At 63.9% G+C, this 14,446-nt stretch carries 9 protein-coding genes; 3 read left to right on the plus strand and 6 right to left on the minus strand.

From position 1 onward, the window contains the following. The first annotated feature begins 30 nt into the window (after positions 1 to 30). Together NH14_RS13350 and NH14_RS13355 are read left to right on the plus strand one after the other, a co-directional pair. Positions 31 to 717 carry an HAD family hydrolase gene (locus NH14_RS13350; RefSeq protein ID WP_035522017.1) on the plus strand — a complete coding sequence of 229 codons (687 nt, stop codon included), beginning with the start codon at positions 31 to 33 and terminating at the stop codon, positions 715 to 717. A 60-nt stretch (positions 718 to 777) separates the two neighbouring features. Then, positions 778 to 1,896 carry an ABC transporter ATP-binding protein gene (locus NH14_RS13355; RefSeq protein WP_035522019.1) on the plus strand — a complete coding sequence of 373 codons (1,119 nt, stop codon included), beginning with the start codon at positions 778 to 780 and terminating at the stop codon, positions 1,894 to 1,896. A gap of 858 nt (positions 1,897 to 2,754) precedes the next feature. Here NH14_RS13355 and NH14_RS13360 read toward each other — a convergent pair. The 6 genes from NH14_RS13360 to mutL form a co-directional block, all read right to left on the minus strand. Continuing rightward, positions 2,755 to 5,127, minus strand: a complete 2,373-nt coding sequence (locus NH14_RS13360) for a glycoside hydrolase family 19 protein (protein ID WP_237179626.1) — start codon at positions 5,125 to 5,127, stop codon at positions 2,755 to 2,757. 762 nt (positions 5,128 to 5,889) lie between these two features. Next, complete coding sequence (locus tag NH14_RS13365) at positions 5,890 to 6,843, minus strand: sugar-binding transcriptional regulator (protein ID WP_035522022.1); 954 nt, start codon at positions 6,841 to 6,843, stop codon at positions 5,890 to 5,892. Between the two features lie 85 nt (positions 6,844 to 6,928). Continuing rightward, positions 6,929 to 8,410 carry a xylulokinase gene (gene xylB, locus NH14_RS13370; protein ID WP_035522024.1) on the minus strand — a complete coding sequence of 494 codons (1,482 nt, stop codon included), beginning with the start codon at positions 8,408 to 8,410 and terminating at the stop codon, positions 6,929 to 6,931. Between the two features lie 93 nt (positions 8,411 to 8,503). Next, entirely contained in the window at positions 8,504 to 9,940 is a 1,437-nt protein-coding gene (dalD, locus tag NH14_RS13375) for a D-arabinitol 4-dehydrogenase (protein WP_035522026.1), read from the minus strand. A 291-nt stretch (positions 9,941 to 10,231) separates the two neighbouring features. Further along, a complete protein-coding gene (gene miaA / locus NH14_RS13380) occupies positions 10,232 to 11,224 on the minus strand; it encodes a tRNA (adenosine(37)-N6)-dimethylallyltransferase MiaA (protein WP_035522029.1) in 993 nt (330 codons plus the stop codon). Positions 11,225 to 11,234: 10 nt separating this feature from the next. Continuing rightward, a complete protein-coding gene (gene mutL, locus NH14_RS13385; RefSeq protein ID WP_084225071.1) occupies positions 11,235 to 13,472 on the minus strand; it encodes a DNA mismatch repair endonuclease MutL in 2,238 nt (745 codons plus the stop codon). A 244-nt stretch (positions 13,473 to 13,716) separates the two neighbouring features. Between mutL and NH14_RS13390 the strand changes: the two genes are divergently transcribed. Next, positions 13,717 to 14,409, plus strand: coding sequence for a DedA family protein (locus NH14_RS13390; RefSeq protein ID WP_035522031.1), 693 nt, complete (start codon positions 13,717 to 13,719; stop codon positions 14,407 to 14,409). Positions 14,410 to 14,446 lie beyond the last annotated feature (37 nt).

Below are 14,446 nucleotides of genomic sequence, written 5' to 3' on the forward strand. Positions count from 1 at the left end.
CCACCAACAGGCAAAACAAGGACTCCACTCATGCCCATTCAGGCTCTGATCTGCGATTGCGACGGCGTGCTGATCGACAGCGAAGCCGTGGCCGCGCGCGTGCTGGTGCGCGAGCTCGAAACGCGCTGGCCAGGCGCTGCGGTGGCGCCCGTGCTGATGCCGCTGCTCGGGCAGCGCATCGAGCGCGTGCTGGGCGGCGCGAGCGAGGCGCTCGGCCGGCGGCTGACGCCCGCGGACGTCGACGCGATCCGCGCCGTGGCTGAAGCCGAGGCGGCCGAAGCGCCGCTCTTTCCCGGCGTGAGTGCTGCACTGGGAGCCGTTGCGCTCACCAAGGCTTGTGCGAGCAACAGCTACGCGGCGGTGGTGCGCCGCGTGCTGGAGCGCAACGGTCTCGCGCATTTTTTTGACGAGCGCGTCTATTGCGCCGATATGGTGGCAAGGCCGAAGCCAGCCCCGGACGTTTATCTCGCGGCGGCGCGGGGGGTGGGCGTGGCGCCCGCTGGATGCCTCGTGGTGGAGGACAGCGTGGCGGGCGTGAGCGCGGCGCGCGCGGCGGGCATGACAGTGCTCGGCTTCGTGGGCGGCGCGCATGTGGGCGGCGACACGCACGCGCTCGAATTGCGCGAAGTAGGCGCGCAGGAGATTTTCGACGATATGCGCGCGCTGCCTGCGCTCGTGGCGGACTGGATGCAGAAGGCGGAGGCTCGCGCGCACTGAGCGCGGCTTTTCAGCAAACGGCACAACGAATTGATTCGTGATTGAACGGAGACAGACATCATGGCAAGCGTGACCCTGAGAGACGTACTCAAGCGCTACGACGAAACGGAAGTGCTGCGCGACGTGAACCTCGATATCGCGGACGGCGAGTTCGTCGTGTTCGTGGGCCCGAGCGGCTGCGGCAAGACCACGCTCATGCGGATGATCGCGGGACTCGAAGACATCAGCGGCGGCGACCTGATGATCGACGGCGCGCGCATGAACGACGTGCCGCCGGCCAAGCGCGGCATTGCGATGGTGTTCCAGTCGTACGCGCTCTATCCGCACATGACGCTATACGACAACATGGCGTTCGGGCTCAAGCTCGCGGGCACGAAGAAGGCGGAGATCGATGCGGCAGTGAAGAACGCCGCGAAGATTCTCCACATCGACCATCTGCTTGACCGCAAGCCCAAGCAGCTTTCCGGCGGCCAGCGCCAGCGCGTGGCGATCGGGCGCGCGATCACGCGCAAGCCCAAGGTGTTCCTGTTCGACGAGCCGCTCTCGAACCTCGACGCAGCGCTGCGCGTGAAGATGCGTCTGGAGTTCGCGCGCCTGCACGACGAGCTGAAAACGACGATGATCTACGTGACGCACGACCAGGTCGAAGCGATGACGCTCGCGGACAAGATCGTCGTGCTATCGGCGGGCAATGTGGAGCAAGTTGGGAGTCCGAGCCGTCTCTATCATGCGCCCGCGAACCGCTTCGTGGCGGGCTTCATTGGCTCGCCGAAGATGAATTTTCTCGATGGCGTCGTGCAGCAGGTCGCGAGCGACGGAGTCATCGTGCGTTACGAAACGGGCGAGACGCAGAAGGTGGCGGTCGAGCCGAATACGGCATCAGGCGCGCGCGAAGGCAATAAGGTGACGGTGGGCATCCGCCCCGAGCATATGCATGTCAACCCCGGCGAATACGGCGTGAGCGCGAAGGCCAATACGGTGGAGTCGCTCGGCGACGCGGCGTATCTCTATGCGGAGTCGCCCGTTGCACCGGACGGCCTGATCGCGCGCATTCCGCCGCTGGAGCAACACGAACGCGGCGAGGCGATGAAGCTGGGCGCGTCGCCCGATCATTGCCATCTGTTCGATGCCGAGGGTATTGCGTTCGAGCGCCGCTTCGCGCAGCAGTTGGCGGCTTGAGATAGAGGCGCCGCTTCGGAAGCGAGGCGGCGCCGCGACGATTGTCGCAGAGGGGGCCTGAATCAAGGCACCTTACCCGATTCAAGGTGTTGCACTTGAAGCTAGAGACTAAGCAATCTGGTAGCGTTGCCACATGATCTCGATCACTGGACGAAATTATCAACTCGACTATCTGGTGCCACGGTTTTAATACCCCTGTAAGCCCGTGTATTTATTTGTTGATAGGTCCCTGGCTCGCACGTTTTATTTGACACCAAACCCTTTCTGGTTATCACATAAATACCAGATGGAAATCCACTATAAACAACATAATTAAATTTGTTGATTTTGAATTTAATGTGCGTAAATTGAATATTGCCTTCATTAATGTCACTTATTGAAAAAATTTTCATTGGCGGATATGGTAATTTAGGATATTCGAGTTCAATTTGTTCGCGAGTGCCAAAACGATATTGAACGTATCCGTTTCTCGGTGATATATTTCCGGAGGCACAGATGGAAACGATTTTATCCCCCACTGAACAACTGAAGTAAATTTCTTCGTGTTGAGAACAGAGTGTATCCTCTTGTGTCAAAGAATTCGAAGGATTTATAAAACTAAAAAAATGAAACAAACCAATAGAGGGGGGTTTCTATTTGGGATACTCATTGAAAATCACCTCGATTCCAAAGTAAATTAAAATTACTAACTCGAGCGCCGTAACTGTTTGTGTCGCGATTAACGATTCTCGTAATTGAATTGACATCATCTGCGGACTGGCCATGATCCGCCAAGACGGAAAGATGATTGCGAAGCCAAAAGAATGCAGCTGATCGCGCTGCGTATTTTGGCAGACTTGCCAAATCCGGGTTATTTTCTTAGTTTTGAGTATCGCTCGGAAATTCAGCCTCATTTTGCTGTTGCCAAATAGTGAAAGCGTGGTAATTGTATCTACCGGTGAGTTGCTTCATCCCTCGCCCTCGAAAACGCCACCCGTCTCCAGATTCATGTGAGCCATTACCAAGATCCGCGCGTCCACCATAGGCTCCATTGGCAATCGCTTCGAAATCGGCTTGGTTCATGGGGTTCCCGTCTGCTTTGATCGGTTTTACGTGCGCAAAACCGTGTGCTGTGGCTTGAGCCGGGTGTGCTCGAAAGTATGAAAAATCTAGTAAGGCGCTTGCTCTATATGTGAAATCCTCTTCTAGCTTCAACTTAGAACCAGTTTCCTGCATTACCTGAGCGAAGAAATGTGTTCTGCGAAGAGAGGTGTCAAGTTTGAAGAATGATAAATGTGCATTAAGCTCATCAACTATGTCCAATAGTGAACTATCTGACGCTTCGGTAAATATACGTTTCATCATCTGAAGCGTAAATTGGAATTCATTTCTAAAATTCCCCACCAGCGCAATCGGATGAATGTGGTAAACGTCCGGCCCGGGAAAACCCTGCACGCCAGCCCGCACTGCATCCCACCAGACGAGTTTCTCGATGCGCTTCTTTTCCTCTTCATGCTCTGGACGCGGCCCGGTGCGCTGCGCAAGCGCTGCGATCAGCTCAGACCACTTCTCCGGATGCGCCCATTCACTCTCGTGCTTCACGATCAGTCTGGAGCCCGCCTGCATCAGCCACGGATACTTGCCCGAGGGTGGCTTGCACATCATCATGAGGTCGTTGGCGGCTGTGCCGCCATCGCCTGTTGTGAAGAGCTTGTCATACGCCTTGAGCATCAATTCGCTGAGTCTGGTGCGAGCGCCGGCACCCGGCACGGTGGGATTGAGCCGGTAATTGATCCAGTCTTCGGTTTTGGAAAAGATGCTATGCGCGTGGTCAATTTCGCCTTCGATGTGATCGAATTCAGGCCATCCCTGCGCGAAATCCAGCGTCACCCGGCCATGGGGGAACTGGATCTCACGCACCCAGCCGCTGATGGGATTTCGCAATGCGTTGGCACTATCCACCTTCCACCAGTTCACCTTGTAGCCCATCAGCGCATCGACCTGGGCCTCCGTGAACTGCCTGCCGGCTTGCTTGCCCAGTACGGCGATCGGATAGATCTGTGTCACATCGGTGTCGGGCGCGTCCGTGCCTTGCCCTTGCAGCGAATGATCACGGTACAGCGTCGTGCCGGGCGGTACGCACAGTATCGTGGGCCTGGACGGCAATCCCAGTGCCGCCCATTCCTCAGGGCGGGCACAATTCCGGTTGACCCAGGCTCTACCGGTTTTCAGGAACTCGACGACACTGTCGTCGCAGAACACCTCGACGTGTGCCATGCGTGTTCCCGACACACCGGCGGTCAGTGAATCGAAACGTCCCAGGTGGCCCATCAGGTCGCCGGCCTTCACCGGATATCCATTCGCTGCGTTGCCTGTGCTACCCGTGTCACCCGGCGCGCGGGGGAACATCACTGTGTCAATGGATGAATCAGGAAACTGTTCGTTGACAAGCGGGCCGCCGTTCTCCTGACCAAGAAAAACCCACTTGCCAACAAGATCCGCGTTCCTTATCAGGCCGCCCACAGCCAGCGGGTACGGCATTTCACAGTCCAGCGTAGCGATTTGCCCCCATCCGTTCTCCTGCCTGGAGAGCGTAATGTTCGTTCCCTGAGGCAAAATGCCCTTGGGTTGTCCGTGTGGATGACTGCTTCGCACCCGCAGGCCCATTTGTGGATTGGGCCCGCCAGTTTGCCGATCCCGCGCGTAGCTGGTGACCTGATACTGGCGCGTCCAGAATACCGGTTTTGACCGCTTCGGGAAGTTCGCGTATTCCGATACCGACATGACGTGCATGTACAGGCTGTAGAACGTCAGCCTGGTGTCGCGCGGAAACTCCATGACGTGCTGCACCAGCGTGAATCCGGTGCTGTACGGAATGGACGCCGCCGGCTGGCTATCGGCTGCCGGCATGGTGCTCACCGGATAATCGCGATTGACCCGGTAGGCGATCACCTTGCCATCGGCAATGCAGCGAATACCCGCTTCGAGGTCGAGCGACTGACCCGCGCCCGCTTCAGTGACGTGGATTCCGCCGTGCCACATCCCGCCCGGACTGACGAGATAGAAGCCTCCCGGTTCCTTTTCCGAGAGCAACCTGTAGATGTCGTGCTCGTCTGCAAACGGCGCGCCGGTCCCTCCTGCTGTTGCGGCTTTCTTCAGAAAGGGAAACGCGAACGGTAGCTGCGCAAGGCGCTGGTTCGCCGGTGCCGAAGCCGGTGTCTGCGGGGAAGGCTGCGAGGTGGGATGCGCCATGATGTCCTAATCCGGAGACGCCGAAGTTCAGCGTGTCCTTGATGGTCATTGGCTAATGATCTTCCGATTCCGGTCGGAGTTCTGGAGCGAAAGGTGAACCATTGATTACCATCAGAAATTGACGACATCGAGCCGCGTGACGTGCTCCAATCTTTCTTTTTATCTGAGAACCGGTTTCAAGTTCGCTGCACGTCTGCCACATTCTCAATGGCTTCGCTCCTCCGACATAAGCGCCTCATGAACTCGAGATGATTCTGATGTTTAGCAACGGCATGCCAGCCAAGGAGATAGCCAAGTGGCAGGAGTTGACGTTGGCGGCGCTGTCGTTGGCTGGACAAACGTGTGGCAGGGATGTCGGACGCGCCGCGTAGCGGTGCGCTGTCGAAGCTGCCGCCGTAGCAGGTTGAGCAGTTGAAGGTGTGGGCGAGACGCAAGAGGCGCTGACGGCACCGGAACTGTTGGCACGCCTCGAAGCAACGTTCGGGACTCGGGTTCATCGCAATACACTGACCGGAGTTCTCAAGCGAGCGGGGCTGGTATGGAAGCGAACCCAAATAGCTAAAAAACGGGGCGAACAACGATTCCGACAAGCCCAATCTGAAATCGGGGTAATGGTCCAGCAAACTTGGGGAACCGCGGATTAATGTGCCGCCCGCCGCCCGCCGCCCGCCGCCCGCCGCCCGCCGCCCGCCGCCCGTTCGGCTTGCAAATGAAGCGGTGTTGAACTTTCCGCATGGCGAATCGAATCGGCGCTCATTACGCTCAGCCTTTATCCCTCAACGCCGCCCGCGCACACTCTTCATCAGTCACGAGCCCCGAGAGCCAGCCGCCCTTTAGCGCCGCGATCACCGCCTCGCGCTTGCGCGCACCACCCGCGAAGCCGATGGTGGGGCGCTTCGGCGGCGCATCCAGAAGCAGGCTCGTCACGCGCCGCCCCGTGGGCGAATCCACGCGCTTGCCGTTCGCATCGATCGGCAGTCCGAGCATTTCCGCAATCGCCCCCAGCCCCATCAACTCGTGCACTTCGTCGGTGGTGAGAAAGCCGTCTTCATGCAGCGGGCAATGCTCGCCAATATTGCCGATGCCGACGAACGCCACATCGGCCTCGCTCGACAGCGATTCGACAATGCGATAGAGCCGGTGATTGCACCATTGCGCGCGCTCGGCCTCGTTGTCGGCGATGAGCGGCGCGGGCAGCAGAAAATGCTTGCCGCCGGTTTTCTCGGAGATGTGCAGCGCCACGTCATAGCGGTTCGACGAGCCGTCCTGCGCGATCGCGCCCACCATCGAGACGAGGCGATGCTGCGGCCGATCGAGCTGCGCGATCTGATCGACGGCAGACTTGAGCGTGCGCCCGCTGCTCACCGCCACGACCATCGGGCGCTCCTCGACCAGATAGCGCTCCATCACCTGCGCGCCCGCCACCGCGAGCTTGCGGTCGATGGCCTCCGGCGTGTCGCCGTCCACGGGCACCACTTCGCACATCGCGAGGCCATAGCGCTTACAAAGCTGGTCGGCGAGCGCGAGGCAGTCGGCCAGCCGATGATCGACGCGCACGCGAATCAGATTCTTCTCGACCGCGAACGCGACAAGGCGCTGTGCAACCGGGCGCGACACCTGGAGCTTTTCGGCGATCTCGTTCTGGGTGTTGCCGGCCACGTAGTAAAGCCAGGCGGCGCGGGTGGCGAGATCGAGTTTTTCGGTGGACTTGGGCACGGTGTTGATCGGGGCGGGCTTCGCAGCGAATGCGTGAGCGGGTTGGTCTGATGCGAGCGAAGTGTACTGGAAACCTTCGGTGCGCTCAGGCGAGCCTTTCTCGCGCCGGATCGAAGAGGGGACGCACGTGTCGATACAGCGAGCGATAAGCTTCGAGCCGCTCGCGCAGCGCGGCGTGGCGCGCCGCGTCGGGCGTGTACTCGGCGGCTACGGGTGCCTTCGCCAGCACCTCGTCGAACGCGCCGCCTGCCGCGAGCCAGCCGAGGCGTGCCGCGCCCAGCGCCGCGCCCGTTTCGCCGCCGCCGTGCTGGCGCGTGGGGGTGTCGAACACGTCGGCCGCCAGCTGCGCCCAATATGCGCTGCGTGCGCCGCCGCCGAGCATCGAGAGCGGGCCAACTTCGGTGCCGGCCGCGCGCAGCGCGTCGAGACCGTCGGTGAGCGCGAGCGTCACGCCTTCGAGCACGGCGTAGCCGAGCAGCGCGCGGTCGGTCGCGTGCGTCATGCCGAAGAACACGCCCTGCGCATAGGGATCGTTGTGCGGCGTGCGCTCGCCCGAGAGATAGGGCAAAAAGAGCGGCGCTTGCGCGAGCGTTGGTGGCGCGAGGCGCTCGACTTCGGCGAGCAGCGTGGGCTCGTCGGTGCCGGTGAGCTTGCAGACCCAGCGCAGGCAGCTGGCCGCCGAGAGCACGACGCTCATCTGATGCCAGCGCTCGGGAATCGCATGGCAGAACGCATGCACGGCCGAGGCCGGATTCGGCCGGAAACGATCGCCGATCACGCAAAGCACGCCCGAGGTGCCGAGCGAGACGAAGCCGTCGCCGGGCTGCACGGCGCCGATGCCGATCGCGCTCGTCGCGTTGTCGCCGCCACCGGCCGCGACCACCACATCCTCGCGCAGGCCGAACTCGCGCGCGACCGATGGCAGCAGCGTGCCCGAAGGCGCGCTGCCTTCGGCGAGCGCCGGCATCTGCGCGCGCGTCATGTTGCAGGCGTCGAGGAGCGCATCGGACCAGTCGCGTCTGGCGACATCGAGCCATAGCGTGCCCGCCGCATCGGAAGGATCGGAGACCTTGCCGCCCGTGAGCTTCAGGCGCAGCCAGTCCTTGGGCAGCAGCACGCAGGCCATCCTGCGAAAGTGCTCGGGCTCGTGGCGCGCGATCCACAGCAGCTTGGGCGCGGTGAAACCCGGCATCGCCAGATTGCCGGCCACGCGATGCAGTTGCGGCGCGCGCGCGGTGAGTTCGGCGCATTCGTCGACGGCGCGCATATCGTTCCAGAGGATCGCGGGGCGTAATACCGTGTCGTGCTTGTCGAGCAGCACCGCGCCGTGCATCTGCCCCGAGAGGCCGATGCCGCGCACCTCGGCGAATTCGCGCGGATGCTTCTCGCGCAGCGCGGCAAGCGCGCGGCGCGTGCCGTCCCACCAGTCGGCGGGATCCTGTTCGGCCCAGCGCGGCTGTGGGCGCGAGACGGTGAACGGCGAGCCCGCAGTGCCGATCACGCGGCTGTCGGGGGCGAGCAGCAGGACTTTTACTTCGGAGGTGCCGAGGTCGATGCCGAGATACATGGGCGCGCGCGAAAGTCGTGAGGGGGAGGGGCTACTTTAGCCGCGCGCGCCGGGCCGCGCCATGGGCGCCGACCCAGGGGCGCGGGCGCATGCTCAGACGCTGCAGCCGCGCTTCGCGAGCCATGCATCCACGCGCGCGAGCGCGTCGCGCAGCGCGTTGGCCAGCGGCGCGCTGCCCGCGAGGCTGCCCCAGAGCAGCTTGTCGGCGCAGAACGCGGCGAGCGCGGCGCTTGGGTCGTTCGGGTTGTTGGAGGCGAACATGCTTTTCACTGCCTGGCCGTCCATCACGCCGTCCTGGTACGCGTACGGCAGCGTGCCGTTGCTCCAGCGTTGCAGGAAGCGCAGGAACAGCGCGGGCAGGATGGCCGTGGCGGCCGGCACGGCGCCGGCCGCGAGACGCTGCGCGATGGTTGGCGCGATGAAGCCGGGAATCTTCGAAAATCCATCGGCGGCCACGCGCTGATTCGTGTCCTGGATGTACGGATTGCTGAAGCGCTCGAGCACGACGTCGCGGTATTTCGCGAGATCGAGCGGGCTCGGCGTGAGGCAGGGGATCACGTCCTCGCTCACGTACTCGCGCGCGAAGGTGCGGATGTCGGCATCGTTCGTGCCCTCGTGAATGTAGTCGAGCCCGACGAGCGTGCCCGCCCACGCGATGCAGCTATGCGTCGCGTTGAGGATGCGGATCTTGGCCTCCTCGTAAGGCATCACCGATTCGACCATCTCCGCGCCCGCACGCTCCCACGCGGGCCGCCCCGCGCAGAAGTGATCCTCGATCACCCATTGGATGAAGGCCTCGCCCATCACGGGGCAGGCGTCGTCGATACCGGTTGCGGCCTTCACGCGTTCGCGCACGTCGGGTGTGGGGCGCGGCGTGATGCGGTCGACCATCGAATCGGGGCAGGTGGTGTGGGCATCGAACCAGTCGCGCAACGCCATTGCGCCGCGCAGCGCGAGGAATTCACGCATGCCCGCGTGAAAGCGCTTGCCGTTGCTGCGCAGGTTATCGCAGGTCTGGAGCGTGACCGCGCACTCGCCGGCATCGCCGCCGCGCGCCATGCGCGCTTCGAGAATCGCGGCCAGCGCGCCGTAGATCGTGCCGCGCGCGCCGTTGAGATCGGCGGCCAGATCGGGATTCGCGGTGTCGAGGCGGTCGTGCTCGTCGAGGTAATAGCCGCCCTCGGTCACCGTGAAGGCGATGATCTTGCACGCGGGGTCCGCGCCCGCTTCGATCAGCGCCGCGAGGTCGGCGGACCATGGCAGCACGCGCGTGATCGAGCGGATCGTCTCGTAGGCGCGCTCGCCCTGCGGCGTGACCGTTTCGAGCGTGTAGACGCCGTGCTGCGCGGCGAGCGCGTCCATGACGGCGTTCATGTCGGCGCGGATATTGCCCACGGTAAGGGACCAGGCCGGCTCGTCCGGCTTGCGCGCGAGATTCGCGCGATGCAGATACCACGCCTGATGTGCGCGATGAAACGACCCGGCGCCGATGTGCAGGATCACGTTCGCGTTGCTGCGTTCGCTGTCCATCTGTGTGTCTCCTCAGATAGCGTCATGTGCGCCTGGTGTGCCGATGCGCGGGCCATGCGCTACTCGATAATATCGAGCAATTGATCTATTGATGAACGAATGATCGTATTCGGTCGCGCGAAAGTCAAGACGGCTTCTGCGGGTTTTTAGTGGCGTGCTGCGGGTGCTTTACGGCGCACAGGCGCGTGCGCAGGCGCGGCGGGAGAGAATGCGCGGCGGTAATGTTGTGGTGCACAACGCGGCGGGGCGCCTGGAAGAGAGCGGGCAGGCGCAGCGCCCGCACGCGTTGGCTCAGCCCTGCGCGTGCGCTACCGCCGAGATGGCGGCGACGGCGTGCGCGGTCGCATCGGCCGCGCAGCAGTCGACGACGATGCGCTCGGGCATCGCGCGCAGCCACGTGAGCTGGCGCTTGCAGAGCTGGCGCGTGGCGAACACGCCCTTGTCGCGCATCGTGGCGTAATCGATGGCGCCGTCGAGGTATTCCCAGGCCTGGCGATAGCCCACGCAGCGCATCGAAGGCAGGTTCGGATCGAGGTCGCCGCGCGCGCGCAGCGCCTTGACCTCGTCGATGAAGCCGGCGGCGAGCATGGCGTCGAAGCGCCGTTCGATGCGCTTGTGCAGCACGCCGCGATCCGACGGCTCGAGCGCAATCGGCACGAACCGGTAGCGCGCCGCTTCATCTTCGCGCGCGGCGTTCGTGCGCGGCGCGGCGAGCAGCGCCGACATCGGCTGGCCCGAGAGCATGAAGATTTCGAGCGCGCGCTGGATGCGCTGCGAGTCGTTGGGCGCGAGGCGCGCGGCCGTGGCCGGATCGACTTGCGCCAGACGCGCGTGAAGCGCGGGCCAGCCATCGCGCGCGGCTTCGGCGTCGAGTTGCGCGCGCACGGCGGGGTCCGCGCCCGGCAGGTCGTTGAGCCCTTGCGTGAGCGCCTTGTAGTAGAGCATCGTGCCGCCCACGAGCAAGGGGATGTTGCCGCGCGCGACGATCTCGCCGGTCACGCGCAGCGCATCGGCGCGAAAGTTGGCGGCGGAGTACGCCTCGGCGGGATCGACGATGTCGATCAGATGATGCGTGGCCGCCGCGCGCTCCTCGGCGCTGGGCTTGGCCGTGCCGATGTCCATGCCGCGATACACGAGCGCCGAATCGACGCTGACGATCTCGACCGTGCGAGCGTGCGCTGCGCTCGCTTGTGCGGCGGCATACATGAGCGCGGCCGCGGTCTTGCCCGAGGCCGTGGGCCCGAGCAGGCACGCAATCGGCAGTGCTTCGCTGGATTGCTTCATAAGTGTTGCTTCACTGGCCGCGCATGAAGAGCCGGTCGAGATCGGCGAGCGTCAGCTGGTACCACGTGGGCCGGCCGTGATTGCACTGGTCGGCGCGCTCGGTCGCTTCCATCTGGCGCAGCAACGCGTTCATCTCGTCGAGCGTGAGGCGCCGGTTCGCGCGCACCGCGTGGTGGCAGGCGAGCGTGCCGAGCATCTCGTGCTGGCGCTCGGTCAGCACGCGCGAGCCGCCATAAGCGTGCAGATCGGCGAGCACCGCGCGCGCGAGCGCTTGCAGGTCTGCGTCCTTCAGGAGCGCGGGCACCGCGCGGATCGCGATCGACGTGGGCGAGAGCACCGCGAGATCGAAACCGAGCGCTTCGAGCGTGGCCTTTTCTTCCTCGACGGTGCCAGTTTCCACGGGGTCGGCCGTCATCGAAATCGGGATCAGCAGCGGCTGGACCGCGAGCGAGCGCTCGGCGAGCGCCTGCTTGAACTGCTCGTACAGGATGCGTTCGTGCGCGGCGTGCATGTCGACGATCACGAGGCCGCGCGCGTTTTGCGCGAGCACGTAAATGCCGTGCACCTGGCCGAGCGCGAAACCGAGCGGATGGTCGTCGCGGGCGTCGAAGGCGGGCTGGGGGCCTTGCGCGGCGAAGGACGCGTCAGCATCTTCCGCCAGACCGGTCTGCGGCAAGGTCGCGCCTTGTGCGGTGCCGGCGCCGACGTCCTTGCGGCCGAACAGGGCGTCGTAGAGCGCGAGCGGCTGCGCGACGGGCAGGCTGCCCTGCGTCATGCGCGACTGGCGCAGCCAGGTGTTGCCGCTGGCACCCGAGCCGCTCGAGCCACCGCTCGAACCGCCGGAGCCGAAGCCCGACGCGCGGCTACCCGCACCACTGGAGAAGCCGCTTCCCGTGCCACCGAAGCTGCTCGCGACGCTGGCCGTGCCGAACTTGCCAGGCGTGCCGAAGCCAGCGGGCGATGCGCCGGAAACACCAGCGTTGCCGGTGGTGCTCGAAGCTCCTGAAGCCAGCCCGGCGGCCCCGCCCAGCACGCCGGCGCCAGGCGCGGGCCGCGGCTCGATCAGCGCGGCGTGGCCGCCCGCCGTGGTTTCGGGCGACGCACCCGCATGGCGCGCGAGCGCACGCTGCACCGCATGAAACACGAACTGGTGAATCGAGCGCGAGTCGCGAAAACGCACTTCGATCTTCGACGGATGCACGTTCACGTCGACCGCTTCGGGCGGCAAGTCGAGAAACAGCACATACGATGGATAGCGGTCGCCGTGAAGAACATCTTCGTAGGCGGCGCGCACGGCATGCGTGAGCAGCTTGTCGCGCACGAAACGGCCGTTCACGAAGAAGTACTGCTGGTCGGCGCGATTGCGGCTCGCGGTAGGCAGGCCCGCGCAGCCGTAGACGGCGAGCGGCCCGGCGCGCTCGTCGAGCGGCAGATGCGCTGTGGCGAAAGTCTCGCCGAGGATCTTCGAGACGCGCGTGGCCGGATCGCTCGCGTTCCAGTGCTCGACGGCTCGGCCGTTGTGCAGGACCGAGATCGCCACGTCGGGCCGCGCGAGCGCGCTGCGGCGGATCATCTCGAGGCAGTGGCCGAGTTCTGTCTGCTCGCTCTTCAGAAACTTGCGGCGCGCGGGCGTGTTGAAGTACAGCTCGCGCACTTCGATGGTGGTGCCCTGGCCGCCCGCGGCGGGCGAGAGCGCGCCCGTGTGCGCGTCGATCTTCACGGCGTGCGCGGCGCTGGCGGGGCGGCTCGTGATCGACATCTCGGCCACCGAAGCGATCGAGGCCAGCGCTTCGCCGCGAAACCCGAGCGTCGCGACGCTTTCGAGTTCGGCGAGCGAGCGGATCTTGCTGGTCGCGTGGCGCATCAGTGCGAGCGGCAACTCGGGTTCGGGGATGCCGCAGCCGTCGTCGGCGATCGAGATGCGCTTCACGCCGCCTTCGTCGAGCAGAATGCGCAGCGTGGACGCGCCTGCGTCGAGCGCGTTTTCGAGCAGCTCTTTCACGACCGAGGCGGGGCGCTCGACCACTTCGCCCGCCGCGATCTGGCTGATCAGCTGGTCGGGCAGCGCCTGGATCGCGCGCGCGGGCTGCGCGGCGCGCGAGGCTTGGGCGGGGTCCGCCGCTGCGGAGGTTGCAGTGGTCGCATGGGCGGCTGCGCCGTCGGCGGAGTCGGGCGCATTGACGGATGCACCGCTCGGTGCACTGCCGGGAATTGCGCCAGCGCCGGCAAGATCGGAATTCGAAGACATGCGCGCAATTATAGCGATTCGGCGCGGGCCTCCCCGGGCTGCCCTGGCATGTGCTTGCGTTCCGGTTTGGGCGACGTTCGAGCCGCTTTCGGTGCACTTTCCACGGATTTTTGCGGATTTTCGGGGGAATTTTTCGTGACGAGGGGCACTTTCGGTATCATGGCGCGGTCAATTTTGCTTCTCGCGCAACACCGGCCACGCGCGCCTCGACCAGGCACCGGGCCTCGACCAATAAGGGATACCTTTGGATACGCTGCTGCAGTTTGCCAATCTCGTCTTGCACATCGACAAGTTTCTCGGCGTCTTCATCCAGCAGTACGGCGCCTGGGTTTATGCCGTCCTGTTCCTGATCGTGTTTTGCGAGACCGGGCTCGTGGTGCTGCCGTTCCTGCCCGGCGATTCGCTGCTGTTCATCGGCGGCGCGTTCGCGGCCACCCACGAGATGAATCTCGTCCTGCTGCTGGTCTTGCTGGTCGTGGCGGCGGTCACGGGCAACACGGTCAACTATCTGATCGGCCATGCGATCGGCCCGAAGGTGTTCAATACGCGCATTCCCGTGCTCGAACGCTTTCTCGATCGCGCGGCGCTGCAAAAGACCCACGACTTCTATGAGCGCCACGGCGGCAAGACCATCGTGCTCGCACGCTTCATTCCGGTCGTGCGCACCTTCGCGCCGTTCGTCGCGGGCGTCTCGCAGATGAGCATGCGACGCTTCCAGTTCTTCAACATCGCGGGCGCGCTGTTCTGGGTGCTGCTGCTCGTGCTGCTAGGCTTCTTCTTTGGCAACATTCCGTTCATTCGCCAGTATCTGAACGTGATCGTGCTCGTGGGCATTGGCGCGGCCATCGTGCCGGTGCTCATCGGCGGGCTCTGGAAGATGTTGCGCAAGAGCGGGCGCGACAGCGCCGTGGGCGGGCCGAACGGCAACCGCAACTAATCGCAGCGGCGCAGCGGCCGTACCAATAAAAAACGGC

The sequence above is a fragment of the Paraburkholderia sacchari genome (assembly GCF_000785435.2).
In the GTDB taxonomy this organism is placed as follows: domain Bacteria; phylum Pseudomonadota; class Gammaproteobacteria; order Burkholderiales; family Burkholderiaceae; genus Paraburkholderia; species Paraburkholderia sacchari.